This is a genomic window from Geodermatophilus sabuli (assembly GCF_010686765.1).
GTDB classification, from domain to species: domain Bacteria; phylum Actinomycetota; class Actinomycetes; order Mycobacteriales; family Geodermatophilaceae; genus Geodermatophilus; species Geodermatophilus sabuli_A.
Map to the genome: position 1 here is coordinate 83,037 of NZ_JAAGWF010000028.1, position 23,544 is coordinate 106,580.

At 76.0% G+C, this 23,544-nt stretch carries 25 protein-coding genes and 1 pseudogene; 15 read left to right on the forward strand and 11 right to left on the reverse strand.

Annotated elements, in window-relative coordinates; genetic code table 11:
• The 3 genes and pseudogenes from GCU56_RS21250 to GCU56_RS24300 form a co-directional block, all read left to right on the forward strand.
• Complete coding sequence (locus GCU56_RS21250; protein WP_163484038.1) at positions 1 to 324, forward strand: Rv2175c family DNA-binding protein; 324 nt, start codon at positions 1 to 3, stop codon at positions 322 to 324.
• A 16-nt stretch (positions 325 to 340) separates the two neighbouring features.
• A complete protein-coding gene (locus GCU56_RS21255; RefSeq protein WP_163484040.1) occupies positions 341 to 691 on the forward strand; it encodes a lycopene cyclase domain-containing protein in 351 nt (116 codons plus the stop codon).
• Positions 688 to 897: pseudogene (locus tag GCU56_RS24300) on the forward strand (lycopene cyclase domain-containing protein); the annotation flags it as partial. The gene GCU56_RS21255 and the pseudogene GCU56_RS24300, both read left to right, overlap by 4 nt.
• Here GCU56_RS24300 and GCU56_RS21265 read toward each other — a convergent pair.
• The 4 genes from GCU56_RS21265 to GCU56_RS21280 all read right to left on the reverse strand — a co-directional run bounded on the left by GCU56_RS21265 (position 894) and on the right by GCU56_RS21280 (position 5,264).
• A complete protein-coding gene (locus GCU56_RS21265; protein ID WP_345771991.1) occupies positions 894 to 1,847 on the reverse strand; it encodes a phytoene/squalene synthase family protein in 954 nt (317 codons plus the stop codon). The pseudogene GCU56_RS24300 and the gene GCU56_RS21265 overlap by 4 nt on opposite strands.
• Positions 1,844 to 3,340 (reverse strand): phytoene desaturase family protein, encoded by a 1,497-nt coding sequence (crtI, locus tag GCU56_RS21270; protein WP_163484044.1) that lies wholly within the window; start codon positions 3,338 to 3,340, stop codon positions 1,844 to 1,846. Before crtI ends, GCU56_RS21265 begins: the two co-directional genes overlap by 4 nt.
• A complete protein-coding gene (locus GCU56_RS21275; protein WP_163484046.1) occupies positions 3,340 to 4,467 on the reverse strand; it encodes a polyprenyl synthetase family protein in 1,128 nt (375 codons plus the stop codon). The genes crtI and GCU56_RS21275 overlap by 1 nt, the downstream gene beginning before the upstream one ends.
• 149 nt (positions 4,468 to 4,616) lie before the next feature.
• On the reverse strand, positions 4,617 to 5,264 hold the full coding sequence (locus tag GCU56_RS21280; protein WP_163484047.1) for a hypothetical protein: 648 nt from the start codon (positions 5,262 to 5,264) through the stop codon (positions 4,617 to 4,619).
• 234 nt (positions 5,265 to 5,498) lie between these two features.
• Here GCU56_RS21280 and GCU56_RS21285 point away from each other — a divergent pair, with 234 nt between their 5' ends.
• The 5 genes from GCU56_RS21285 (at position 5,499) to GCU56_RS21305 (ending at position 9,956) form a co-directional block, all read left to right on the forward strand.
• Entirely contained in the window at positions 5,499 to 6,431 is a 933-nt protein-coding gene (locus GCU56_RS21285; protein ID WP_163484049.1) for a DUF808 domain-containing protein, read from the forward strand.
• Between the two features lie 116 nt (positions 6,432 to 6,547).
• Positions 6,548 to 7,090 carry a 2,4'-dihydroxyacetophenone dioxygenase family protein gene (locus GCU56_RS21290; protein WP_163484051.1) on the forward strand — a complete coding sequence of 181 codons (543 nt, stop codon included), beginning with the start codon at positions 6,548 to 6,550 and terminating at the stop codon, positions 7,088 to 7,090.
• Between the two features lie 33 nt (positions 7,091 to 7,123).
• Entirely contained in the window at positions 7,124 to 8,233 is a 1,110-nt protein-coding gene (locus GCU56_RS21295; RefSeq protein WP_163484052.1) for a transcriptional regulator, read from the forward strand.
• Entirely contained in the window at positions 8,230 to 9,150 is a 921-nt protein-coding gene (locus tag GCU56_RS21300; RefSeq protein ID WP_345771992.1) for an ABC transporter ATP-binding protein, read from the forward strand. Before GCU56_RS21295 ends, GCU56_RS21300 begins: the two co-directional genes overlap by 4 nt.
• Positions 9,147 to 9,956, forward strand: coding sequence for an ABC transporter permease (locus tag GCU56_RS21305; protein ID WP_163484054.1), 810 nt, complete (start codon positions 9,147 to 9,149; stop codon positions 9,954 to 9,956). Before GCU56_RS21300 ends, GCU56_RS21305 begins: the two co-directional genes overlap by 4 nt.
• Positions 9,957 to 10,034: 78 nt before the next feature.
• Here GCU56_RS21305 and GCU56_RS21310 read toward each other — a convergent pair whose 3' ends face one another.
• Entirely contained in the window at positions 10,035 to 10,838 is an 804-nt protein-coding gene (locus GCU56_RS21310) for a lipase family alpha/beta hydrolase (protein WP_345771993.1), read from the reverse strand.
• Positions 10,839 to 10,906: 68 nt separating this feature from the next.
• Here GCU56_RS21310 and GCU56_RS21315 point away from each other — a divergent pair, with 68 nt between their 5' ends.
• The 3 genes from GCU56_RS21315 to GCU56_RS21325 all read left to right on the forward strand — a co-directional run bounded on the left by GCU56_RS21315 (position 10,907) and on the right by GCU56_RS21325 (position 13,126).
• Positions 10,907 to 11,554 (forward strand): CDP-alcohol phosphatidyltransferase family protein, encoded by a 648-nt coding sequence (locus GCU56_RS21315; RefSeq protein WP_163484056.1) that lies wholly within the window; start codon positions 10,907 to 10,909, stop codon positions 11,552 to 11,554.
• A gap of 114 nt (positions 11,555 to 11,668) precedes the next feature.
• A complete protein-coding gene (locus tag GCU56_RS21320; RefSeq protein ID WP_163484058.1) occupies positions 11,669 to 12,643 on the forward strand; it encodes a PfkB family carbohydrate kinase in 975 nt (324 codons plus the stop codon).
• A gap of 45 nt (positions 12,644 to 12,688) precedes the next feature.
• A complete protein-coding gene (locus GCU56_RS21325; protein WP_163484060.1) occupies positions 12,689 to 13,126 on the forward strand; it encodes a VOC family protein in 438 nt (145 codons plus the stop codon).
• On the opposite strand, the gene GCU56_RS21330 is transcribed toward GCU56_RS21325, so the two are convergent.
• Genes GCU56_RS21330 through GCU56_RS21355 form a run of 6 tightly spaced genes read right to left on the reverse strand, consistent with a single transcriptional unit; the run spans position 13,127 to position 18,470 of the window.
• Positions 13,127 to 13,798 carry a flavin reductase family protein gene (locus GCU56_RS21330; protein ID WP_345771994.1) on the reverse strand — a complete coding sequence of 224 codons (672 nt, stop codon included), beginning with the start codon at positions 13,796 to 13,798 and terminating at the stop codon, positions 13,127 to 13,129.
• Positions 13,795 to 14,934 carry a glycosyltransferase gene (locus GCU56_RS21335; RefSeq protein WP_163484062.1) on the reverse strand — a complete coding sequence of 380 codons (1,140 nt, stop codon included), beginning with the start codon at positions 14,932 to 14,934 and terminating at the stop codon, positions 13,795 to 13,797. Before GCU56_RS21335 ends, GCU56_RS21330 begins: the two co-directional genes overlap by 4 nt.
• The gene (locus GCU56_RS21340) at positions 14,931 to 15,728 is read right to left on the reverse strand and encodes a carotenoid biosynthesis protein (protein ID WP_163484064.1); all 798 of its coding nucleotides are present in this window, start codon (positions 15,726 to 15,728) and stop codon (positions 14,931 to 14,933) included. The genes GCU56_RS21335 and GCU56_RS21340 overlap by 4 nt, the downstream gene beginning before the upstream one ends.
• Positions 15,725 to 17,365, reverse strand: coding sequence for an NAD(P)-binding protein (locus GCU56_RS21345; RefSeq protein ID WP_163484065.1), 1,641 nt, complete (start codon positions 17,363 to 17,365; stop codon positions 15,725 to 15,727). Before GCU56_RS21345 ends, GCU56_RS21340 begins: the two co-directional genes overlap by 4 nt.
• Positions 17,362 to 17,949: a GNAT family N-acetyltransferase gene (locus GCU56_RS21350; protein WP_163484067.1), complete on the reverse strand. Its 588-nt coding sequence runs from the start codon at positions 17,947 to 17,949 to the stop codon at positions 17,362 to 17,364. The genes GCU56_RS21345 and GCU56_RS21350 overlap by 4 nt, the downstream gene beginning before the upstream one ends.
• Positions 17,946 to 18,470, reverse strand: a complete 525-nt coding sequence (locus tag GCU56_RS21355; protein WP_163484069.1) for a YbaK/EbsC family protein — start codon at positions 18,468 to 18,470, stop codon at positions 17,946 to 17,948. Before GCU56_RS21355 ends, GCU56_RS21350 begins: the two co-directional genes overlap by 4 nt.
• A 213-nt stretch (positions 18,471 to 18,683) precedes the next feature.
• Between GCU56_RS21355 and GCU56_RS21360 the strand changes: the two genes are divergently transcribed.
• The 4 genes from GCU56_RS21360 to GCU56_RS21375 form a co-directional block, all read left to right on the forward strand.
• Positions 18,684 to 19,010 carry a DUF6504 family protein gene (locus GCU56_RS21360; RefSeq protein WP_163484071.1) on the forward strand — a complete coding sequence of 109 codons (327 nt, stop codon included), beginning with the start codon at positions 18,684 to 18,686 and terminating at the stop codon, positions 19,008 to 19,010.
• Positions 19,010 to 19,489, forward strand: coding sequence for an SAV_6107 family HEPN domain-containing protein (locus GCU56_RS21365; protein ID WP_163484073.1), 480 nt, complete (start codon positions 19,010 to 19,012; stop codon positions 19,487 to 19,489). Before GCU56_RS21360 ends, GCU56_RS21365 begins: the two co-directional genes overlap by 1 nt.
• Positions 19,486 to 23,274: a DNA polymerase III subunit alpha gene (locus GCU56_RS21370; RefSeq protein WP_345771995.1), complete on the forward strand. Its 3,789-nt coding sequence runs from the start codon at positions 19,486 to 19,488 to the stop codon at positions 23,272 to 23,274. Before GCU56_RS21365 ends, GCU56_RS21370 begins: the two co-directional genes overlap by 4 nt.
• Before the next feature lie 89 nt (positions 23,275 to 23,363).
• On the forward strand, positions 23,364 to 23,544 hold a 181-nt coding region (locus tag GCU56_RS21375), incomplete at its 3' end, for a hypothetical protein (RefSeq protein WP_163484075.1).

The window sequence follows — 23,544 nt, forward strand, 5'->3', positions numbered from 1 at the left end:
ATGGAGACGCTCACCCCCGCAGAGGTCGCCACCGCACTGGGGGTCTCACCGAACCGGGTCCGGCAGCTGGTGCGCGAGCGCAAGCTCATGGCCGTCCCCGGCAGCGGCAACAGCCGGATCCCCGCCGACTTCCTGCAGGACGGCGCCGTCCTCAGGCACCTCCCCGGGCTGATCACCGTCCTCCGGGACGGCGGTTTCCGGGACGAGGAGGTCTTCGAGTGGCTGTTCCGCGACGACGAGTCGCTGCCGGGCACCCCCGTCCAGGCGCTGCGCGACGACCGGCACACCGAGGTCACCCGCCGGGCCCAGGCGCTGGCCTTCTGAGCGGGACGCCGTCGCCGTGGGCCAGCTGACCTACCTGGCGCTGCTGGTCGGCTGCCTGGTGGTGACCGCGCCGCTGGAGCTCGTCCTGCGGGTGCGGGTCTACGCCCGGTGGCGGCGGCTGGCGCTGGCGGTCGCCCCCGAGTTCGTCGTGTTCGTGGTGTGGGTGCTGTACGCGATCGCGCAGGGCCACTGGGCGTACTCCGGCGAGCGCACCCTCGGCGTCCGGCTGCCGGGGGGCGTCCCGGTCGAGGAGGTGCTGTTCTTCCTCGTCGTCCCGCTGTGCTCGGTGCTGGCGCTGGAGGCGGTGCGGAAGGTGACCGGCTGGGACGCCGGGTACCCCGCGGAGGAGGCGGAGGCCCAGCGATGAGCTACTCCACCCTCGCCGTCGTCGCGGTGCTCGCCGTGCTCGTCGTCGACCTGGCCGTCTACCGGACCCGCATGGTCACCCGGCCGGTGTTCTGGGTGGCCTACGCGATCATCATCACCTTCCAGCTGCTGATGAACGGCGTCCTCACCGGGCTGGACGTCGTCACCTACGACCCGGAGACGATCTGGGGCCCGCGGATCGCCTACGCGCCGGTCGAGGACCTGCTGTTCGGCTTCGCCATGGTGACCCTGACCCTGGCCAGCTGGGCGGCGGTCAACCGGCGGGCGAACACCGCGAGCCGGCGGGGCCGCGGCACCCGCACCCGCCGGTCGAGCACCCGGTAGTCGGCCCGCTCGATCTCGGTGAGGATGCCGCCGTAGAGGTCGGTGGCCGCCCGCACGCAGTCGCGCGACTCCGGCGCGAGCATCGGCGTCCCGGGGGCGGCGTCGTCGTAGCGGCGCCGGACGATCGCGACCATCTCCCGCATCAGCTCGCGGAATCCGGCGTCGAAGCGCTTGGCCGCCAGCTGCTCGCGGGTCACCCCGTGCGCGGCCATGAGGTCGGCGGGCAGGTAGACCCGGCCGCGGTCGACGTCCTCGGCGACGTCGCGCAGGAAGTTGGTCAGCTGGAAGGCCTCGCCCAGGGCGACGGCGTGCGGCGCGGCCTCCTCCCGGCTGACGCCCGGCGCGGTGCCGAGGACGGGCAGCACCTGCAGGCCGATGACCGAGGCCGAGCCCCACATGTAACGGTCCAGGGCGTCCATGTCGGCGTAGCCGGTGACGTCGAGGTCGCTGGTCATGGCGGCGAGGAAGTCGACCAGGTGCTCGACGGCGATGCCGTGGCGGCGGTAGGTGTGCACGAGGGCCAGCCGCACCGGGTCGTCGGACCAGCCGGTCTCCAGCTCGGCGAGCACCGCGCGGGACCAGTCGGCGAGGTCCCCGGCCGGGTCGGCGCCGGGGTGGTCGACCAGGTCGTCGGCGGTGCGGGCCGCGGCGTAGAGCGCGTGCACGGCCGGCCGCCGGTCGGGGGTCAGCAGCCGGGTGGCCAGGTGGTAGCTCTTGCCGTGCCGGGCGGCGATCGCGGCGCAGTGCCGGTAGGCGGCGTCCAGCCGGGCCTGGCGGTCGGCCCGGGTCAGCGGCCGGTCGGTGGTGGTCACCGCTGCACCGGCCCGGTGATGCGCTCGGCGGCGAGCCGGCCGCTGATGACCACCATCGGCACGCCGACCCCGGGCTGCACCGACGACCCGGCGAGGACGACGTTCTCGGGGCCGCGGCGGGGGAGGGTCGGCGTCCGGAACGGGCCGGTCTGCCCGAAGGTGTGCGCCAGGGCGAACGGGGTCCCGGCGGCCATGCCCTGGGCGGCCCAGGTCAGGGGGGTGTCCATGTGCTCCACCTCGATCGCGCCGGTGAGGCCGGTCCAGCCGCGGGCCTCGAGGGTGGCGAGCACCTCGTCGCGGTACCGGGGGCCCAGGGTGGTCCAGTCCAGGTCGGGGTTGCCGCCGCTGTGCCGGTCCAGGTTGGGCGTGGGGGCGACGACGCTCAGCACCTGGCCGCCGTCGGGGGCCAGGCTGCGGTCGGTGCGCGACGGCATGCTCACCAGCAGGCTCGGGTCGCTCATGGGGCGGCCGTCCCGGGTGAGCTCGTCGAACACCTGCTGCCAGGCGGCGCCGAAGCTGATCGTGTGGTGCGCCTGTCCGGGCAGGTCGGCCCGCACCCCCACGTGCAGGGCGACGCAGGACGGCGAGTGCACCGGGCGGCGCCGCCGGGCGGTCCCGGGCACCAGCCGCCCGGGCTGGTCGACCGTGACGACGACGGCGTCGGCCGGGAGCCGCTCGCCGTCCTCGAGCAGCACGCCGGTGACCCGCCGGCCGGTGAGCTCGAGCTCGCGGACGCCGGTGTCGTAGCGCAGGACCACGCCGGCGTCCCCGGCGGCGGCGGCCATCGCGCGGGGGACGGCGGCGATCCCGCCCATCGGGTGCCAGACGCCGGCGCCGATGTCGAGCTGGGCGATGACGGCGTACGCGGCGATGGCCCGGAACGGCGAGACCCCCGCGTAGAGGGCCTGGAAGCTGAACAGCCGCCGCAGCCGGTCGTCGGTGAAGTAGCGGGCGACGTGGGTCGACAGCCGGCCGAACCCGCCGCGCCGCACCAGCGCGACCAGCTCCGGGCCGAGCAGGTCCAGCGGGCTGTCGAGGTTGCGGTCGATGAAGGTGTCGAGCTGCAGCCGGTACAGCTCGGCGAGGTCGGCCAGGTAGCGGCGCAGCGCGACCGCCTCGGCCGGGCCGCACAGCGCCGCGACCTCGGCGGCGAACGCCTCGGCGTCCGCGTGCACGTCCAGGTGCGAGCCGTCGGCGAACCGGGCGCGGTAGGTCGTCTCCAGCGGGACCAGCGTCAGCCGGTCCTCGAGCTTCTCGCCGACCGCGGCCAGGGTGTCGGCGACCAGTTCCGGGGCGGTGAACACCGAGGGGCCGGTGTCAAGCTGGTACCCGGCGGACTCGATCCGGCCGGCCCGGCCCCCGGGCCCCGACGCCCGCTCCACGACGGTCACCTCGCGGCCGGCACCGCGCAGCCGCAGCGCCGCGGACAGCCCGGCCAGCCCGGCGCCGACGACGACGACGCGGTCGGTGCGCCCCGGGACGGTGCGGACCATCAGGCGGTGCGCGTGGTCGCGGCCACGGCCAGCGCGTCCAGGGCGGCGCGGGCGTCGGCGGCGATCGGTGCGCCGGCGATGGCGGTCCGGGCCAGCGCGGTGCGCTCGGCGATCCGCTCCTCCACCCGCGCACGGGCCCCGGTGGTCTCCAGCAGGTCGCGCAGCGCGTCGAGGTCGGCGGCGTCGGCGTCCGGGTCGCCCAGCGACCCGGCCAGCAGCCGGCGGCCGGTGGCGTCGGCGGCCTCCTCGGCGAGCGCGATGAGCAGCGTCTGCTTGCCCTCCCGCAGGTCGTCGTCGGCGGACTTGCCGGTCACCGCCGGATCGCCGAACACCCCCAGGACGTCGTCGCGGAGCTGGAACGCCTCGCCCAGCGGCAGCCCGATCGCGGTGTACACCTCCGCGGCGCGCTCGCCCGCCCCGGCGATGGCCGCGCCGAGCTGCAGTGGCCGCTGGACGGTGTAACCGGCGCTCTTGTAGCGGGCCACCGTCAGCGCGCCCTGAGGGCCGGGCAGCCCGCCGGCGGCGCGCAGCAGGTCCAGGTACTGCCCGGCGGTGACCTCGGTGCGCATGGTGTCCCAGACGGCGCGGGCGCGGCTCAGCGCCGCGGTGGACAGGCCGGAGCGGCGCAGCAGCTCGTCGGACCACACGAGGGCGAGGTCGCCGACGAGGATGGCCGAGCCGATGCCGAACGCCTCGCCGTCCCCGGCCAGCCGGCCGTCGCAGTGCCGGGCGGCGAAGCCGACGTGGGTGGCCGGGCGGCCGCGGCGGGTGAGGGCGCCGTCCATGACGTCGTCGTGGACCAGGGCGCTGGCGTGCACGAACTCCAGCGCCGCCACCGCGCGCAGCACCGCGTCGTCGTCCTCGCCGGGGCCCTCGGGCCGGACGCCCCGCCAGCCCCAGTAGGCGAACAGCGGGCGCAACCGCTTCCCCCCGTCGGCGAGCGCGCGGACCTCGTCGGCCACCGGGACGAGCACGGGGTCCATGCCGGCGAGGGTCTCCCGCTGGACGTCGAGGAAGCCGGTGAGCGCGGCCGAGACCGCGCCACGGACGCGGTCGAGCTCGGCGGCGGCGAGCGGTGGGGCCGGGGGGAGGGCGGGGGACTCGCGCTCCTGCGCCCGGGCCGTCATGGACCGAGTATCGCCCGGCGCCGACGGGCTCGGCGCGGCCTGCAGGATGTCCTGGATCAGGGTCAACGGACCGGTCTCCTCGTCGCGGGCGGGCACACTCCCTCCCCCTTCGCCCGGAGGACGACGGCTGGATGCAGCTGCCGCGGAACTCACGTGGCCGCGAGGACGGCGGGGGGAGCGGCCAGCAGCTCGGCCGCGCGCGCGGCGGCCCGCCGGAGTCCCTCCCGCTCGGCCGCGTACCCGCCGACGACGCCCACCACCGGCAGGTTGGCCAGTGCCCGGTGCCGCAGCTTGCCCTTCGGGCGGGCGTCGAGGGCCTCGTCGATGCGGCTCAGCAGGCGGGCCGCCCGCCACAGCGTGCGCACGTTGCCCCGGACGCCGGCGCGCTCCTCCCGCACGCCGAACGCGTCCTCGGCGTAGGTGCCCCGGGCCCGCTCGAGCAGCGGCTCGATCCGCGAGACGGGGAGGTCGCGGCCCAGCAGCACCCGGGCCAGCAGCGCCACGCGGGCCGCCGGGTCCTGCACCCCGTGCTCGCTGGCGACCCCGCCCACCACCACGGCCTGCACCGCCGTCCCCACGGTGTTCTGCAGCGGGAGCAGGTCGGCCAGCTTGCCGGCGAGGCGCGGCGCGGCGCTGACCCCCGCCGCGACCCGGGACACCCGGTCGGCCCACCACCGGTCCCGCTGGGCCTGGGGCAGTGCCGGGGGCCGGCCCAGCCGGCGGACCAGGGGAGCGGTGAGCCGGTCGACCCGGCGGAGGACGTCGACGACGACCGCGTCGCTCAGGGGAGGCGCCATGCCCCTGCCGGTGCCCCGCCGGGCGGCCACCCATGCCTGGCCACGTCCCCTGCCGACCGCGGCCACGGACGCGCTCGGCGGGAGCCGCCACGATCGAGGCGTCCGACGCCCCCCGGCTGGGTAGTGCCGCCTGCGGACGCCGCGCCCGGCAGCCGGCGTCCGCGCGCGGTACGGGCCGGGCGGACACCATCACCGAGGCGGCACGCGGGTGCTGCCCGACCGGAAGGACTTCCCTTGGCGGGTGGACTGGTAGCCCTGTTCGACGACGTGGCGGTGCTGGCCCGCGCCGCCGCGGCCTCCGTCGACGACATCGGCGCCGCTGCTGGACGGGCCAGCGTGAAGGCGGCCGGGGTCGTCGTCGACGACACGGCCGTCACGCCGCAGTACGTGCACGGGCTGGCCGCGGAGCGCGAGCTGCCGATCATCCGGAAGATCGCCGTCGGCTCGCTGCGCAACAAGCTGCTGATCATCCTGCCGGCGATCCTGCTGCTCAGTCAGTTCCTGCCGGTCCTGCTCACCCCGATCCTCATGGTCGGCGGCGCCTACCTCTGCTACGAGGGCGCGGAGAAGGTGTGGCACAAGCTCCGCGGCCACGCCGACGAGCACGCCGCCGGCGAGGAGACGGTCCCCGACGAGAAGACGATCGTGTCCGGAGCGGTGCGCACCGACTTCATCCTGTCGGCGGAGATCATGGTCATCTCGCTCAACGAGGTGGTCGACGAGGGCTTCTGGTCCCGGGCGATCATCCTCGCCGTCGTCGCCCTCGGCATCACCGTCCTCGTCTACGGCGTCGTCGGCCTCATCGTGAAGATGGACGACGTCGGCCTGTCCCTGTCCCAGCGCTCCGGGAAGGGCGTCGCCGGGTTCGGTCGCGGACTGGTGAAGGGCATGCCCAAGCTGCTCACCGCCCTCACCGTGGTCGGGACCGCCGCGATGCTGTGGGTGGGCGGCCACATCCTCCTGGTGGGCACTGACGAGCTGGGCTTCCACCTCCTCTACGACGTCGTGCACCACCTGGAGGAGGCGGCGCACGAGGCCACCGGTGCACTCGGCGGTGTCGTGGGGTGGCTGGTCAACACGCTGGGCAGCGCGCTCCTCGGGCTCGTCGTCGGGGCCGTGGTCGTCGTGGTCATGACCCTCACCGTCCACCGGCGGCGCGCGCACTGACCCGGCCGCCTCCGCCGCGGGGACCGTTGACAGCCGGGCCTTGACCGAGGTGGATGAGACCCACGTCACACCGGGCCGGAGGGGCACCGACGGGCGTCTCGAGCGAGGAGATCGCCATGGTCACCCCCGACCCGGGAGCCGGCCGCGAGTTCTGGCGGGACATCAAGCCGATCGCGCACGTCTTCCGCAAGGACGCCGCCCCCGAGATCTTCCTGCCGGACACCCTGGCCGACGACGACCGGTACTTCGTCCCGCTGTCGGAGACCGTCTTCACCCGGCCGCTGTGGATCTCGCTGGCGCAGAACCGCTGGTGCGACGTCCTCATGGCCAAGCAGGCCGGTCTGGTCAACCGGCACTACCACCCGCACCAGGTCTTCGGCTACACGCTGTCGGGGACGTGGAGCTACCTGGAGCACGACTGGGTGGCCACCAAGGGCACCTTCGTCTACGAGACCCCGGGTGAGGCGCACACGCTGGTCGCGCACGAGTCCGACGAGCCGATGCGGGTCCACTTCAACGTCACCGGCCCGCTCATCTGGCTCGACGAGGACGGCCAGCCCAACGGCACCTTCGACGCCTACGACTACCTGGAACTGGCCCGCGAGCACTACGAGGCGGTCGGCCTCGGCGCCGACGCGGTGAACGCGCTGCTCCGCTGACCCCGCGGGCGGACCGCCCGTACCTTGGGCCGCATGTCCGCTCGGGCGCACGGGGTGTGGTGGCGCTGGGGAGCCGTCGGGGCACTGGTCGCGGTCCTCGCGGCCCTGCCCGCGATCGTCGGTGCGCTCCCCGCCTCCGACGCCGCCGTGCCGGCGGCCGACCTGCGGGACGCCGCCGTGGGCAGCGCGGACGTCGGCTTCTCCGGGTACGCGGTCTCGGCGGGGGGACTGCGCCTGCCGGTCACCCAGCAGCTGACCGAGGCCGCCGACCTGTTCAGCGACCGGACGACGATGCGCGTCTGGTGGCGGGGCGCCGACGACCACCGGGTCGACGTGCTCGGCGCCGCCGGCGAGACGGGGGTGCACCGGGACGCCGGGGGCACCTGGACGTGGGACTACGAGTCCTCGGTGGCGGCCCGCGGCGAGCCGGCGTCCCTGGCGCTGCCCAGCCCGCCCGACCTGCTCCCCTCGTCGCTGGGCCGGCGGCTGCTGTCGGAGGCCACGGGCGGGGAGCTCACCCGCATCGGTGCGCGCCGGGTGGCCGGCCGGGACGCGCTCGGCCTGCGGCTGGTCCCCGCCGAGCCCGGGTCGTCGGTCGACCGGGTGGACGTCTGGGTCGACCGCGCCACCGGGCTGCCCCTGCAGGTCGAGGTGGTCGCCGCGGGCGCCCGGCAGCCCGCCTTGGACACCCGGTTCCTCGACCTGGACCTCGGCGTCCCGCCGGCCTCGGTGGTCGCGTTCACCCCGCCGGCCGACGCCCGGATCGTCCCCGCGCCGGACCCGCTCAGCGCCGCGCTCGACTCGGGCCGCTCGTCCCCCGCCGTGCAGCTGCCGGCCGCGCTGGCCGGACTGCCCCGCCGGCCCCTGGAGGGCGTGCCACCAGCGGTCGGCGTGTACGGCCGGGGCGTCACCCAGCTCGCCGTCGTGCCGGTCTCGCCCGGCAACACCAGCGGGCTGCGCCGGGCGCTGCACGCCGCCCCGGGATCGGTCGTCGGCCCGGCCGGCGTGCGGCTGGCCGCCGGCCCGCTGGCGGTGATGCTGGTCGAGACCCCCGACCTCCGGGCGTTCCTGCTGGCCGGCACGGTGACCCTCGACGCGGTGGCCGAGGCCGGGAACGGGATCTGGCGGCTGAGGCCGTCGTGACCCCGGTGATCTCCACCCGCGGGCTGGTCAAGCGCTACGGCCGGATCCGCGCGGTCGACGGCATCGACCTGGACGTGCGGGCCGGCGACGTCTACGGCTTCCTCGGCGCCAACGGCTCCGGGAAGACCACGACGGTCCGCATGCTGCTGGGCCTGGTGCTGCCCACCGCCGGCGAGGTGGCGCTGCTGGGGGAGCGCATGCCGCGGGCCGCCCGCCGGGTGCTGCCACGGGTCGGGGCGCTGATCGAGGGCCCGGCGCACCACGGCCACCTGTCGGGCCGGGCCAACCTGGCGCTGCTGGACGCCGCCGGACCGGGCGGCTCGCGCCGTACGCGGACACGGCGGGTGCAGGAGGTGCTGGAGCAGGTGGGGCTGGGCGGCGTGGACCGGCGGCCGGTGCGCGCCTACTCCCTCGGCATGCGGCAGCGGCTCGGGCTGGCCGGTGCCCTGCTGCGGCGCCCGGAGCTGCTCGTCCTCGACGAACCCACCAACGGCCTGGACCCCCAGGGGATCTCGGAGGTCCGCGAGCTGCTCCTCGACCTGCACCGCGGGGGGACGACGGTCTTCCTCTCCAGCCACCTGCTGGCCGAGGTGGAGCAGCTGTGCACCCGCGTGGGGGTTCTCGACCGCGGGCACCTCGTGCTGCAGGAGGAGCTGGCGACGCTGACCGCCCCCACCGGCGCGACCGTCGTCCACACGCCGGCGGCCGACCGGGTGCGCGCCGTCCTCGACGGCCGGGTTCTGGCGGTCGAGGGCTCGCGGGTGGTGGTCCGGGGCGCGGACCCGGCCGAGGTGAACGCGCTGCTGGTCGGCGCCGGCGTCCCGGTGACCGGGCTGGCGCTCCAGCGGCCCACGCTGGAGGAGGTGGTGCTCGCCGCGGCGGGCAGCAGCCCCGACCGGGTGGAGGGGGCGCGGTGATCGGCGTCGAGTTGAGCAAGCTCTTCCGTCGTCCGCGCACCTGGACGACCATCGCCGTGCTCAACGCGCTCCCGGTGCTCGTGGCCGTGCTGGTGCGGCTGACCGACCTCGCGCCCCGGCCCGGGGAGGGGCCGCCGTTCCTCTCGGCGGTGCTGACCAACGGCGCGCTCTACCCGCTGGCCGCGCTGGCGATCGTGCTGCCGCTGTTCCTGCCGATCGCGGTCGCCGTGGTCGCCGGGGACTCCGTGGCCGGGGAGGCCCAGGCCGGCACCCTGCGCTACCTGCTGGCCAGGCCGGCCGGGCGGACCCGGCTGCTGGTCGCCAAGCTGGTCTCGGTGGTGGCCTTCGTGCTGGTCACCGTGCTGGTGGTGGCCGCCGTCGGCTACCTGACCGGGACGACGGTCTTCGACGTCCAGCCGGCCGCCGGCACGTCGGTGTCGGGGACCTCGCTGACGCAGGAGGAGCTCGTCGGCCGGACCCTGCTGGCCATCGGCTACGTCACGGTCTCGATGCTCGGGGTGGCCGCCTTCGGCCTGTTCTTCTCCACGCTCACCGACTCGCCGCTCGCCGCCGCCCTCGGGGCGCTGGCCGTCCTCGTGGCCTCGTCGCTGCTGTTCACGCTGGACGCCGCCTCGCCGATCGCGCCGTACCTGCCCACCCGCTACTGGCTGGCCTTCGTCGACCTCTTCCGCGACCCGGTGCTGTGGCGCGACCTGACCCGCGGGCTCGCGCTGCAGGGCGTCTACGTCGGCGTCCTGCTCGCCGCGGCCTGGGCGAACTTCACCACCAAGGACGTCACCAGCTGAAGCACCTCGCTGGCCCCCACCACTCGCAGGCTCGCGACGGGGCCCTGCGGCGAGGCCGGGGGAGGGCGGGATCCTCCCTCAGCCGCCGAGGGCGGCGCAGTCGGCGGGCCCCAGCTCGACCGGGGCGCCGGGCCCCAACTCGGCCAGGACCATCGCCTGCACCAGCGGATCGCGGGGCAGGCCACCGTGGCTCACCTGCGCGTCGGCGCACACCGACTGCACCGGGAGGTTCACCGCGCCCTCGAGCCGGGCCGACTCCGGAGGGGTGACCGTCTCGTCCTGGGTCGTCCAGATGGAGATCCACGTGGGCCCCTCCGGCGTCTCGTCCCCGGCGTTGAGCCCGGCGATCAGCGCGCTGTCGGTGGCCATCTGCCGGCACCCCTCCGGGCACTGGCCGGGCGCCACGGAACCGGCCAGGTCGGCGAGCGTGGTCCCGTGGTGCGGCGAGCCGAGGGTGACGACGCGCCGGGCGACGCCGGCGCCCCCGTCGGCCGCCCACAGTCGGGCGATCAGCCCGCCCGCCGAGTAGCCGACGACGTCGACGCTGCCGGCGCCGGTCCGCTCCAGCGCGCCGTCGACGGCCTCGGCCAGCGCGTCGGCGGAGGCGGCGAGGTCGCCGGTGCCGTTCCCGGGCACCTCGACCACCGTGGCGTCCCGTCCCTCGGCGGTCAGCCGGTCGGCGAGCGGCCGCATCGAGGCCACCGAGCCGCCGTAGCCGGGGACGAGCAGCACCGGTCCGGGACGCTCCTGCGACACCGGCTCCCGGGCGTCCGAGGGGCGGTCCAGCAGGAGCGTCCCGGCCAGGACGAGGACGCCGACGACGGCGAGCGCCAGGACGCCCAGCACCAGACGGCGGCGGGCGGGGGAGAGGCCGGCGAACACGTCCCCACTGTCCCCGGTCGCGCCACCCGGGGTCGTGCCTGGTGGACTGCGGGGGTGCAGGGGACGCCGTGCTGACCCGCGACGAGTACCTGGCCGCGTGGTCGCAGTGGCACGGCGGCACCGACCCCGGCGCGAACCGGCTGGTGCACGGCTGGCTGTCGGCCGCCTACGCGCTGGCCCGCCCGCTCGCGGCGCTGCCGCCGATCGCGGCCACCGGCTTCGGGCTCGCGGTCGCGGCCTCCGCCGTCCCGACGGCCGTCGCCGGCGGCCGGTGGCTGGTGCTGGCCGGGGTGCTCGTCGGGCTCTCGGGCCTGCTGGACTCCCTCGACGGGGCGCTGGCCATCACGACCGGCCGGGCCTCGCGCCGGGGCTTCGTCCTCGACTCCGCCGTCGACCGGCTGACCGAGGTCGCCTACGCCGCTGCGCTGTGGGTGGCCGGCGCCCCGGGGTGGCTGGCCGCCGCCTTCGGTGCGCTGTGCTGGCTGCCCGACTACCTGCGGGCGCGGGCCGGCCAGGCCGGGGTCGCCGAGACCGGCGCCATCTCGGTGTGGGAGCGCCCCACCCGGGTGATCCTGGCCGGCTTCGCGGTCGGCGGCGCCGGGCTGGTCCCGGACGCCGCGGTGGCCGCCACCGGCGGGGCCGCGGCCGGCTGCCTGCTCGGCGTGGTGGGAGTCGCGCAGCTCGGGGTGCAGCTGCGGCGGGCGCTGGCCGACTGACGTCCGGTCGCCGGGCCCGGCCCGGTCTCCCTACAGTGTGCGGTGCCCGGTAACCCGCCGTTCTCCGACCCGATCCCGCCCGGCCACCGCCGGTCGCGACCCCAGGGAGCCCCCGTGCCCGTCGCCGTCACCGGCTCCATCGCCACCGACCACCTCATGACCTTCCCCGGGAAGTTCACCGAGCAGTTCGTCGAGGGCCAGCTGGAGAACGTCTCGCTGTCCTTCCTCGTCGACGACCTGGTGCAGCACCGCGGCGGAGCCGGCGCGAACATGGCCTACGGCCTCGGACTGCTGGGCCTGGGCCCGGTGCTGGTCGGCGCGGTCGGCAGCGACTTCGCGGACTACGACGCGTGGCTGTCCCGGCACGGCGTGGACACGGCCAGCGTGCACTGGTCGGAGGTCAAGCACACCGCCCGGTTCGTCTGCACCACCGACGCGGTCAACAACCAGATCGCGTCCTTCTACTCGGGCGCGATGAGCGAGGCGGCCTCGATCGAGCTGGCCCCGGTCGCCGCGCGCGTCGGCGACCTCGACCTCGTGGTGGTCGGCCCCAACGACCCGACGGCGATGGTGCGGCACACGCAGGAGTGCCGGGAGCGTGGCTACTCCTTCGCCGCCGACCCGAGCCAGCAGCTGGCCTGGGCCGACGGCGACATGATCCGCGAGCTGGTGGACGGCGCCGAGCTGCTGTTCACCAACGAGTACGAGGCCGCGCTGCTGCTGCAGAAGACCGGGTGGACCGCCGAGGAGGTGCTCGCCCGGGTGGGCGTGTGGGTGACCACGCGGGCGGCGGAGGGCGTCCTCGTACGGCAGGCCGACGCCGAGCCGATCTCGGTGATCGCCGTCCCCGAGACCAAGCCGGTGGAGCCGACCGGTGGCGGCGACGCGCTGCGGGCCGGGTTCATCGCCGGCCGGGTGTGGGGCCTGGGCCTGGAACGGGCCACCCAGCTGGGCTCGGCAGTGGCGACCGAGGCCGTGGAGGTCGTCGGCACGCAGGAGTACTCCCTGCACCGGCAGCCGTTCCTGGAGCGCTTCGCCGACGCGTTCGGCGCCGACGCCGCCGACGAGATCGCGCCCCACCTGAGCTGACCCACCCCGGCCGCGAGCCGTGGACCCGACAGGAGGCGAGCCGAGATGGCCCGCGACGTCCAGATCACCGTCGACTGCGCCGACCCGGCGGGGCTGGCCGCGTTCTGGGCCGAGGCCCTCGGCTACCGGCTGCAGGACCCGCCCGGCGCCTTCGAGTCGTGGGAGCAGGCACTGGACGCGCTGGGCGTGCCGCCCGAGCACCGCAACGACGCCTCGGCCGTGGTCGATCCGGATGGCTCGGGTCCGCGGCTGTTCTTCCAGCGCGTGCCGGAGGGCAAGCAGGTGAAGAACCGCGTGCACGTGGACGTGCGCGCCGCCCCGGGGCTCGAGGGGGACGCGCGGATGGCGGCGCTGGAGGCGGAGGCCGGGCGGCTGGTCGCGCACGGTGCCACCCGGCTCGCGCGGCACGAGCCCGCTCCTCCGCTCGGCGCCGGTCACATCGTCATGGCCGACCCCGAGGGCAACGAGTTCTGCCTGGACTGATCAGCTCCCGGCGGGGTCGGACCCGGCGTCGCGGAGCCGCTCGCCGATCGAGGGGTCCTCGGTCCAGCGGCGGAAGGGGATCCGCCGGATCTGCTTGATCTCGCCGATCGTCGTCCACTCGTTGCCGCCCAGCCGGGCCAGCGGCCGGAGCTCCTCGATCCGTGGCCGGCCGTCGCGGACCGCGCGCTCCCAGACGCTGATCACCTGCACCCGCCCGAACACCACGGTGCTGTCGCCCAGCCGCAGCGTGGAGTGCAGCGTGCACTCCACCGCCACGGGCGATCCGGCCACCCGGGGGACGCCGACCCGCTCGCTGTCCTCCAGCTCGACACCGCACTGCTCGGCCTCGCTGGTGCCCGGCGGGAACTCCGTGCCCGTGGCGTTGACCTGCTCGAACAGCGACTCGGGGGTCAGGCTGACCGTGAACTCGCCGGTGGCCTCGACGTTGCGCAGCGAGTCCTTCCGGCCGACCGAGGTGAACTGCACGACCGGCGGGTCGACGCAGGCGACCGTGTAGAAGGAGTGCGGTGCGAGGTTGACCACCCCGTCGGCCGAGCGGCTGCACACCCAGGCGATCGGGCGGGGGACCACCACCGAGTTGAGCACCCGGTAGAAGGCGCCGCTGTCCATGGTCGCCGGGTCGAACCGCACGCGGGCGTTCGGGCTGCTCACCGGGCCATCGTCTCCTCGTCCGGGGTGGGCCCGCCGACCGGGCGGCCACGCCAGGACAGGGTGCCCCGGCGCCGGCCGGCCACGGAGGCGGCCAGCAGCCCGTCGAACAGCAGCATCGACAGCGGGTGGGCCAGGGCGTCGGGCCACACGCGGCTGCCGGTGGCCGCCGCCGACACCGCCCGGCCGGCCACGCCGGCGGCGTAACCGACCAGCCCGGCGCGGGAGCCGCGCAGGGCGGCCAGCGCGGGCACCACCCAGACCGCGGTCAGCGCGGCGGCGGCCAGCCCGCTGGCGGCGGGCGACCCGCCGACGGAGGCCCACAGCGACTTCGTGTAGCCGCTGCGCAGCGCCGGCCAGCCCTCGTACATCCGGCAGGCGGCCAGCCGCGAGCCGTCGGCCGGCACCGCGCGCCCGCCGGCGCGCTTCACCGCACGGGCGAGGGCGACGTCCTCGATGACCTCACCGCGGACCGCCGCGTGCCCGCCGGCCCGCTCGTAGCCGGCGCGGGTGAGCACGAGGAACTGGCCGTTGGCCGCCGTCAACGAGGGCCGGGGTGAGCGCTCGGCCAGCCGCAGCGGCAGCGTGGTCATCCACAGCCACGGCGACAGGGGCTGGACCAGCCGCTCGGCCCGGCTGCCCGTGACCGGCCGCGGCCAGGGGGAGACCAGGTCCAGCCGGTGTGCGTCGAGCATCGCGACGGCCGCCGCCACGGCGTCGGGGAAGAGCCGGACGTCGGCGTCGACGAACACGAGGACCCCGTCGTCGGACGCCTCCGCCGCAGCGGCACCGGTGGCGCAGGCGTGCGGCTTGCCCAGCCACCCGCGCGGGAGGTCGGGCGCGGTCAGCAGCCGGACCCGCGGGTCGGGGACGGCGCGCACCACGGCCGCGGTGCCGTCGGTCGAGCCGTCGTCCACCACGACCACCCGCAGGTCGGGGACTCGCTGCTGGGCGAGGACCGCGTCGAGGCAGCCGCCGACCTGCGCCTGCTCGTCGCGCACCGGCAGTACCACGGTGACCGGGCGGTGCACCGGCGGCGGGTGCTCGGGCGGGCGGCGCAGCAGCGCGGCGTTGGCCGCCGCGTGCACCGCGCCGGCGACCGCCACCCCGGACAGCAGGCCGGTCAGCCGGCCGCTCACGGTGCCCGGCGGGCCTGCACGGCCAGGGTCACCAGCACGGGCACGGCCAGCAAGGCGCCCCACGCCGCGGAGCCGGGCAGGTCCAGCCAGCCGGCATGGGCCAGCGCGCCGCCCAGCGTCATCCAGGCCAGGGCGAGCAGCGGGGCGCCGTCACCGAGGCGAGGCGCGGCCCCGGCGGCCCGGTCGACGAGCAGGTCGAGCAGGGTCATCAGGACCAGCCCGGCCAGCAGCCAGCCGGCCAGGTTGGTCAGCGGCACCGTGTCGATGCCCGGCAGCGACGGCTGCGGATGCGCCCACGTCCAGTACCCGGCCTGCACCATCTGCGGATCGAGCACCACGTCCCAGGCCGCGAACACCGCCGCGGCGACGGCGACCCGCACCGTGCGACCGCCGGCTGCCCGCGTGAGCCGGGCGGCCAGCAACCAGCTCGGCCACGCCATCATCAGCCAGGCCAGCGGGACGAGGAACGGGACACCGAGCAGCGTCGGGCCGAGGTCGTCGCTGTAGGTGTACTCGCCGTAGGGGAAGCCGGTGGCCAGCCCGACCGCCTCGAAGACGACAGCGGTGGCGCCGACCAGCAGCAGGACCCCCGCCCCGGTCACCCGGCCGCGGCTGAGCCCCGCGTGCCCCACCGACAGGGCCGCGCCCAGCAGCACGATCGTCCAGCTGACCGTGGTGCGGGCCGGCCCCTCCGTCAGCGGGTAGCTGATCGCGGTCAGCACGAGCAGCGCGGCCAGCACCCAGGGCACGACGGCAGCGGGGCGCCGGGCCCGCCGGGTGGCCAGGCCGGTCACCGCGCTCCCCGGGCGCGGCCGACCAGCCGGGCGGCCGCCGCGCGGACCCGCGCGGACGGCGCGCGGTCGGCCAGCACCGTGCGGGCCGCCGTCCGGCCGGAGTTGCCCGACACCCCGCCGCCGGGATGGGTCGAGGCGCCGGCGAGGTAGAGGCCGGGCAGGCCGGGGACCCGGTACCCGGACAGCGCCGGCGTGGGCCGGAAGCCGAACATGCTGGCCAGCCCCATCTCCACGTGCATGACGTTGCCACGGAGCAGGGACAGTTCCTGCTCCAGTCGCAGCGGCGTCTGGACGTACAGTCGCTGTACCGATGCGGCGAATCCGGGCGCGAACCGGTCGACGGCGGCGACCAGACGGGCCGCCTCGGTCTCGGCGAGCGCGTCCCAGTCGGCCCCGTCGGCCAGCGCGTACGGGTACCACTGGCCCCAGAGGGTGACCACGTGCTGCCCGGGCGGGGCGAGGGTGTCGTCGCTGACCGAGAAGCACATGGCCAGCGGCACCGGCTCGCGGGGCAGCCGGCCGGCCAGCCAGTCGCCGTGCGCGGCGGCGAGCACCGCCCGGTCGGTGCACAGCAGTTGCAGCCCCTGCAGTGCCTGGTCCGCGGGGACGCCGGGGTAGGCCGGCGGGGCGTCGGTGAGGGCCCGCACCACGAGGCCGAAGCCGTTGCCCAGCGGGGGCGCGGCGTCGGCGAGCGCGGGCGGGGCGTGCTCGCCAGCCAGGTCGCGGGTCGCCAGCACGTGGCAGGCGGCGACGACCACGGGTGCCGCGATCCGCCGTCCCGACGCGGTCTCGACCCCGGCGACCCGGCCGCCGTCGACGAGGAGGCGGGCCGCCGCGTCCCCGAGGGCGACCCGGCCGCCGTCGGCCTCCAGCCGGCGGCGCAGCGCCGCGGTGAGCCCGCCGGAGCCGCCCACGGGGTGGCCGGGCGGGACGTCGTGCAGCAGGGTCGCCCACGCGACCATCGCGGCCGTGCCGGGCTCGGACATGGGCGGGCCGGACTGCGCGCCGAACCAGGCCAGCGCCGCCTTGAGCCGCTCGCTGCCGAACCAGCGGTCCAGCAGGGCGTCACCCGAGCCGAGGAAGTCCACGGCGAGGTCGCCGCCGGAGGTGCGCGGCCGGCCCTCGGCCGGCGCGCCCAGCGGCCAGAACGAGCGGGCCAGCCCGCTCGCGCTGGGCCGCCGGCCGAAGGACGCCGCCACGGCGCGGCTGCGCGGCGCCCAGACCGCCACGAACCGGCGGTAGGCCTCGGCGTCGGACGGGCCGCAGGCGGCCGCGATCGAGGCGCAGGTGGCGTCCAGGTCGACGGAGAACACGAGGGGCTGCCCGTCGGGGCCGGGGTCGCCGGGGAGCGGCGCCGGCGCGAAGCCCCACGGGTCGCAGTCGACGTAACGCAGGCCGTGCGCGGCGAGCCCGAGCTCCTCGACGATGCCGCTCTGCCGGATGATCACGTGCGCGCTCGAGCCGCGGTCGACGCGGACGCCGGGCCAGCGCTCGACGGTCGAGACCGCCCCGCCGAGCACCTCGTCGCGCTCCACCACCTCCACCCGCAGCCCGGCGCGGGCCAGGTAGCAGGCGGCGACCAGCCCGTTGTGGCCCGAACCCACGACGACGGCGTCGACGCCGGCGTCCTCCGTCACGGCGCGTAGGGCCGGGGGGTCGGCGGCCGCAGCGGGAGGCGCGCGCCGAGGATCGCGAAGGGGCGTGAGTCGCCGGGGAAGTGGTAGTTGCGGGCCAGGTCGACGAAGCCGTCGGCGTGGTACAGCCGGAAGGCCTTGGTGTCGTTGTCCGGGGTGGACAGCAGCGCGGCCGGGTGCGGGAGGTCGGCGACGAGGGCGTGCAGCAGCTGTCGGCCCAGGCCGCGGCTCTGCGAGTCGGGGTGGACGTGCAGCTCGCAGACCTCGAAGGCGCCGGGCAGCCACTTCTTCGCCGTCCGCCGGTCCAGGGCGGCGCGCACCTGATCGTGCCACCACTGGCCAGGCGCCACCAGGTAGCCGTACCCGAACCCGACGAGGGTCTCGCCCTCGGGGCCTCCGACGAAGGCGCCCACCGCGCGGAAGCCGGGACGCTCGGTGTGCTGGACGGCGTAGCCGTAGCGGCCGGCGACGACCGACGGGCCGTAGCCCATGGCCGCGCCGTAGATCGCCAGGGCCTCGTGCAAGTGGTCGCGCAGCCACGGGGTGGGCAGCTCGACGACGCGGGTGGCGGGGGTCGTGCCGGTCATCGGGCGGCCGCCTCGACGTCGTCCCCGGAGCGGGCGACCGGACCGGCGCCCACCTCGGCGGCGGTGCCGCCGGTCAGCCTCAGCAGCTCGTCGTAGCTGGTGGGGAACACCGCGCGCGGGTGCCCGGCGGCGGCCCAGACGCGCGGGTACCGCGCGAGCTCGACGTCGACCAGCGTGCCGATCGGCTCGGGGTGCCCGATCGGTGCCACCCCGCCGATCGGCTGGCCGGTGTGCCGGCGGACGAAGTCCGGGGAGCCGGGGGTCATCCCGGGGACGCCGAGCAGGGTGGCGACCCGGTCGACCTCGACCCGGTGCGCGCCACTGGTGAGCACGAGCAGCGGCGCACCGCCGACGTCGAACACGAGGCTGTTGGCGATGGCCCCCACCGGGACGCCCAGCTGGCCGGCGGCCGTGGCGGCGGTGCGGGCGCTGTCGGGCAGCTCGAGCACCTCCCCGGCCGCGCCGGCCCCGACGAGGAGGCGGGCGATCGCGGCCACCCGTGGGTGCTCGGGTGCGCTCATGGGACGGATCCTGCCATCGGCCCCGGCCGACCGCTGCGCTCCGGTCCCGCCTCCTGCGTGCCCCGCTTGACGCCGGGGGTGGGGTCGGGTCTACTCGACGTCGTTCGAACAGGCGTTCGAACGACGTCGGTCTCCCGTCGCACCTGGGTCCTTCCCCACCCGGTGCGGCGGGCCGGGGCCGGTGGGTCGGTGGACAGCGGTGGGGAGTCGGTCATGAGCCGGGTGCTGGGTGGGGTCGGCGGTCGGGTCGGCGAAGAGGTGCAGGTCGAGCGGGGCCCGCTCGGTCCGGCGCAGTTCTGGCGCGGGCAGTCGAGGTACGTCGTGGGCGAGCTGCTCGACTCGTGGGTGGAGACCGCACCGTGGTGGCAGCGCGGCGCCGCGACGGCCGGGGGCGCCTCGGCCGAGCTGGTCGCCACCCGCGAGGTGTGGCGGGTGGAGGCGGTGCGCGCCGGGCGGTCGCGGATGAGCTTCGCCGGCGTCTTCGACCTCAGCTGGGAGTCGACGGACAACCGGTGGTCGCTCGTCCGGGTCCACGACTGATGGGCGCCGTCCGAGCCATGGCCGACCAGCTGCCCCTGCCTCCGCCGCTGCCGCCCGCCGCCGTCCAGCTGCTCGACCAGGCCTCCCGCGCCCTGACCGAGGCCGCGGCGAGCACCGACGCCCGGCAGCGTTACGCCACGGCCCACCTGGGTGCACTGCGGGCCGCCGCGGCGGTGCTGGCCGCGCGCACCCGCCCGGAGTCCGGCCGCCGGCGGCCGCGCAGTGCCTGGGTGCTGCTCGGCCAGGTCGCCCCGGAGCTGGGGGAGTGGGCCACCTTCTTCGCCGCCGGGGCCACCAAGCGCGCCGCGGCGGAGGCCGGGCTCTCCCGGGCGGTCACCGACCGGGAGGCCGACGACCTCGTCCGCGACGTCCGCGCCTTCCTCGCGGTGGTCGAGAGCTGCCTGGGCAGCACGCCGGTGCCCGAGTCGCCCCGGCTCGCGCGGCCCCGGGTGGTCGGCGGCTCCGAGTACCGGAGGTGACCGGCACCGACCCCTTCGTCCACCTCCACGTCGCCTCCGGCTACTCGATGCAGTACGGGGCCAACCACCCGGTCGACCTCGTCGCCCGGGCCGCCGAGCACGGCATGCGGGCGCTCGCGCTGACCGACCGCGACGGGCTCTACGGCGCGGTGAAGTTCGCCCTCGCCTGCCGGGCGGTCGACGTCCGGCCGGTGTTCGGGGTGGACCTCGCGGTGGTCCCCACCGTCGACGGCACCGTGCCGCCCGCGCTGGCCCCGGCGATCGGCGGCGAGCACTCGGCGGAGCTCAGCCGGTCCCGCCGTCCGGACGCCCCGCCCGGCGCGCGGGGCGGGCCGGGACGCCGGGCTCCCGCCCGGGGCGGAGCCGGCGTCGACCCGCGGCTGCCGCGGGTCACCTTCCTCGCCCGGGACGGCGCCGGCTGGCGGTCGCTGTGCCGGCTGACCAGCGCCACCCACCTGCGCGGCACCCGTGGGGAGCCGGTGAGCTCCCTGGCGCTGGCCGCCGAGCACGCCGCCGGGCTGGTCGCCCTGCTGGGGCCGGACTCCCCGGTGGGCCGGGCGCTGGCCGCCGGCCGGGCCGACGTCGCCTCGGCCCGGCTGGCCGCCTGGCGGGCGGTGTTCGGGGCGGGGTCGCTGGTGCTCGAGGTCGTGCACCACCGCGGCCGCGGCGACCGCTCCCGGGCGCAGGCGCTGCTGCGCTTCGCCGCCGCCGAGGGGGTGCCGGTGGTGCTGACCAACGCCGTCCGCTACGTCGACGCCCTCGACGCCCCCACCGCCGACGTCCTGGACGCCGCCCGGCGGCTGGTGCCGCTGGACCTCCGGCACGTCGACCGGCGCACCGCCGAGGGGTACCTGAAGTCGGGCAAGGAGATGGCCGAGGTGGCCGAGGACCTGCTGGGTCCCGACCGCGACGCGGTGCTGCGGCTGCTGGAGCGCACCGCCCGGCTGGCCGAGCAGTGCGCGGTCGACATCCGGGCCGACCTGGGCATCGGCACCGTCCGCTACCCCGAGCTCGACGTGGTCACCACCCCCGCCGAGCAGGGGATGGGCCCGTCGGCGGTGCTGCGGGCCCGCTGCGAGGCCGGGCTGGGACGGCGCGGGATGGCGCTGACCGAGCGGGTGCGGGTGCGGCTGGAGGAGGAGCTGTCGGTCATCGACTCCCTGGGCTACCCGTCCTACTTCCTCACCGTCGCCGACGTGGTCGACCTCATCTCGAGCTTGAGGGTTCGCGCCGCGGCCCGGGGGTCGGGTGCGGGCAGCCTGGTCACCTACCTGCTGGGCATCTCCGACGTCGACCCGATCCGCTACGGGCTGCTGATGGAGCGCTTCCTCTCCCCGCTGCGCCACCAGCTGCCCGACATCGACATCGACGTGGAGTCCGCCCGGCGGATGGAGGTCTACGACGCGGTCATCGACCGGTTCGGCGCCCACCGGGTCAGCTGCATCTCGATGATGGACACCTACCGGGTGCGGCACGCCATCCGCGACGTCGGCGCCGCGCTGGGACTCCCTCCGGCGGAGATCGACGCGGTGGCCAAGGCCTTCCCGCACATCCGCGCCAACCAGGTGCACGCCGCGCTCAAGGACCTCCCCGAGCTGCAGGCCAGCCGGCTGGGGTCGCGGCGCGGCGGCGGCACCGGCGACCTCGACCTGTTGTTCGACCTCGTCGCCCGACTCGACGGCCTGCCCCGCCACATCGCCCTGCACCCCTGCGGAGTGCTGCTGTCGGACGCCACCCTGCTCGACCGCACCCCCGTCGAGAACAGCTACCTGGGCTACCCGATGAGCCAGTTCGACAAGGACGACGTCGAGGAGCTCGGGCTGCTCAAACTGGATCTGCTGGGGATCCGGATGCAGTCGGCGATCGCGCATGCCCTGGACGAGGTGGCCCGGGTCGACGGGGTGACCGTCGACATCGACGCCGTCCCCCGCGACGACCCGACGACGTTCGAGCTGATCCAGAGCACCCGGACCCTCGGCATGTTCCAGATCGAGTCCCCGGGCCAGCGGGAGCTGGTCGGCAAGTTCGGGCCACGGACGTTCGAGGACCTCATCATCGACATCTCGCTGTTCCGTCCCGGTCCGGTGAAGAGCGACATGGTCACCCCGTTCCTCATGGCCCGGAACGGCTGGCGGGAGACGGTCTACCCGCACCCGGACCTCGCCTTCGCGCTGGAGGAGACGGCCGGGGTGGTGGTCTTCCACGAGCAGGTGCTGCAGGTCGTGGCCCGGATGACCAGCTGCACCCTGGCCGAGGCCGACGAGGTGCGCCGGGCGCTGGGGGAGAAGGACGCCCACCCGGAGGTGCGCGCCTGGTTCGTCCCGAGGGCGCTGGCCGAGGGCTATCCGGTGGAGGTGGCCGAGCAGGTGTGGGGGGTGCTCGTCGCCTTCGGCTCGTTCGGCTTCTGCAAGGCCCACGCCGCGGCGTTCGCCCTGCCCACCTACCAGTCGGCGTGGCTCAAGGCGCACCACCCCGCCGCCTTCCTCGCCGGGGTGCTCACCCACGACCCGGGCATGTACCCCAAGCGGCTGATCCTCGACGACGCCCGCAACTTCGGCGTCCGGGTGCTGGGCCTGGACGTCAACGCCTCGACCGGGACGTACCGCGTCGAGCGGCTCGAGGAGGAGGGCGAGGACACCGCCGAGCCGGACGAGGAGCCGTCGTGGCGGCGGCCGGGGTGGATGCCGGCGTCCATGCCCGACCCCTCGCGGTACGGCATCCGGCTCTCCCTCGCCGACGTGAAGGGCATCTCCGAGGAGGAGGTGGCCCGCGTCGTCGCAGGGCAGCCCTATCGGTCACTGACGGATTTCTGGCACCGGGCTCCGGTGTCCCGGCCGGTCGTCGAGCGGCTGGTGCTCGCCGGGGGCTTCGACTCCCTCTACGGCTTCGGTGTGCGGGACCGCGAGGCCGGGCGGCCGACCCACCGCCGGAAGCAGGTGACCCGACGCGACCTCCTGCTGCAGATCGGCGAGCTCGACCGGTGGAGCCGCAGCGGGGCCAAGGCGAGCTCGGTCGGTCAGCTCAGCCTCGATCTCATGGGCCTGGAGCTGCCGGGCTCCGAGGAGGAGTCGGCCGAGCCCGGCCTCGACTGGGCGGCCGGCAGCGGACTGCCCGAGTTCACCGACGCGGAGCTGGTGCGGGCCGAGCTGGAGGTGCTCGGACTCGACGCCAGCCGGCACGTCGTGGACTTCTACCGGCCGTTCCTCGCCGCCATCGGTGCGGTGCCGGCCGGTGAGCTGCTCGGCAGCCGCAGCGGCGCGGAGGTGCTCGTGGCCGGGGTCAAGGTGGCGACCCAGACCCCGCCGATCCGGTCGGGGCGCCGGGTGGTCTTCGTGACCCTCGACGACGGCACCGGGTGCACCGACTCCACCTTCTTCGAGGACGCGCAGGGGCCCTACGCCGCCACGGTCTTCCACTCCTGGCTGCTGGTGATCCGCGGGGTGCTGCGGCGCACCGGCCCCCGCGGGGTGTCGCTGCGGGCGACCGGGGCGTGGGAGCTGCCGGCGCTGCACGAGGCGTGGGAGACCGGTGGAGCTGCGGCAGTCGCGGAACAGATGGCCGCGGCCGGTGAGTACACCGACGCGGCCATCAGCGGAGCGGCTGCATCGCACGGGTCGCGGCCGGTGGTGGTCAAGCCGGTGCTCGTGCACCCGACCGGTTTCCGCATGTCGCCCTACGCCGACATCAAGCCCGCCGGGGACGACGCCGCGACCGCCGCCCGGCGCGCGGCCGCCGGCCCACCCCGCAAGCTCTGGCACTCCAGCCCTGGCAGCTCCGGTCACTGACAGGCGAGCGGGTCCGTTCGTGCCGCTTCCGGTGCGAAGACGCTGCTCAGCGGCCTGGAACTGTCGTACCCCCTTCGTAGGTTCGGGGTGTGTTCATCGGTGGCGGGTTCGGGCTGGGCCTGACGGTGGCCGAGGTCGACCTTCCGGCGGTGCCCGGTCCGGCGCGCCTGTCGGAGATCCTGCCGCCGGGGTCGCGGACGCCGGAGGAGAAGGCGCTGGAGTTGGGGCGGCTGGCCCGGTTGGAGGCGATGATCGCGGCGTACCGGGTGG

What these genes read in the sequence shown, in the direction of transcription:
- GCU56_RS21250 (WP_163484038.1), top strand. Translation starts at nt 1, where the DNA reads ATGGAGACGCTCACCCCCGCAGAGGTCGCCACCGCACTGGGGGTCTCA.
- crtI (WP_163484044.1), bottom strand. Translation starts at nt 3,340, where the DNA reads ATGGTCCGCACCGTCCCGGGGCGCACCGACCGCGTCGTCGTCGTCGGC.
- GCU56_RS21275 (WP_163484046.1), bottom strand. Translation starts at nt 4,467, where the DNA reads ATGACGGCCCGGGCGCAGGAGCGCGAGTCCCCCGCCCTCCCCCCGGCC.
- GCU56_RS21280 (WP_163484047.1), bottom strand. Translation starts at nt 5,264, where the DNA reads ATGGCGCCTCCCCTGAGCGACGCGGTCGTCGTCGACGTCCTCCGCCGG.
- GCU56_RS21290 (WP_163484051.1), top strand. Translation starts at nt 6,548, where the DNA reads ATGGTCACCCCCGACCCGGGAGCCGGCCGCGAGTTCTGGCGGGACATC.
- GCU56_RS21295 (WP_163484052.1), top strand. Translation starts at nt 7,124, where the DNA reads ATGTCCGCTCGGGCGCACGGGGTGTGGTGGCGCTGGGGAGCCGTCGGG.
- GCU56_RS21325 (WP_163484060.1), top strand. Translation starts at nt 12,689, where the DNA reads ATGGCCCGCGACGTCCAGATCACCGTCGACTGCGCCGACCCGGCGGGG.
- GCU56_RS21350 (WP_163484067.1), bottom strand. Translation starts at nt 17,949, where the DNA reads ATGACCGGCACGACCCCCGCCACCCGCGTCGTCGAGCTGCCCACCCCG.
- GCU56_RS21355 (WP_163484069.1), bottom strand. Translation starts at nt 18,470, where the DNA reads ATGAGCGCACCCGAGCACCCACGGGTGGCCGCGATCGCCCGCCTCCTC.
- GCU56_RS21360 (WP_163484071.1), top strand. Translation starts at nt 18,684, where the DNA reads ATGAGCCGGGTGCTGGGTGGGGTCGGCGGTCGGGTCGGCGAAGAGGTG.
- GCU56_RS21365 (WP_163484073.1), top strand. Translation starts at nt 19,010, where the DNA reads ATGGGCGCCGTCCGAGCCATGGCCGACCAGCTGCCCCTGCCTCCGCCG.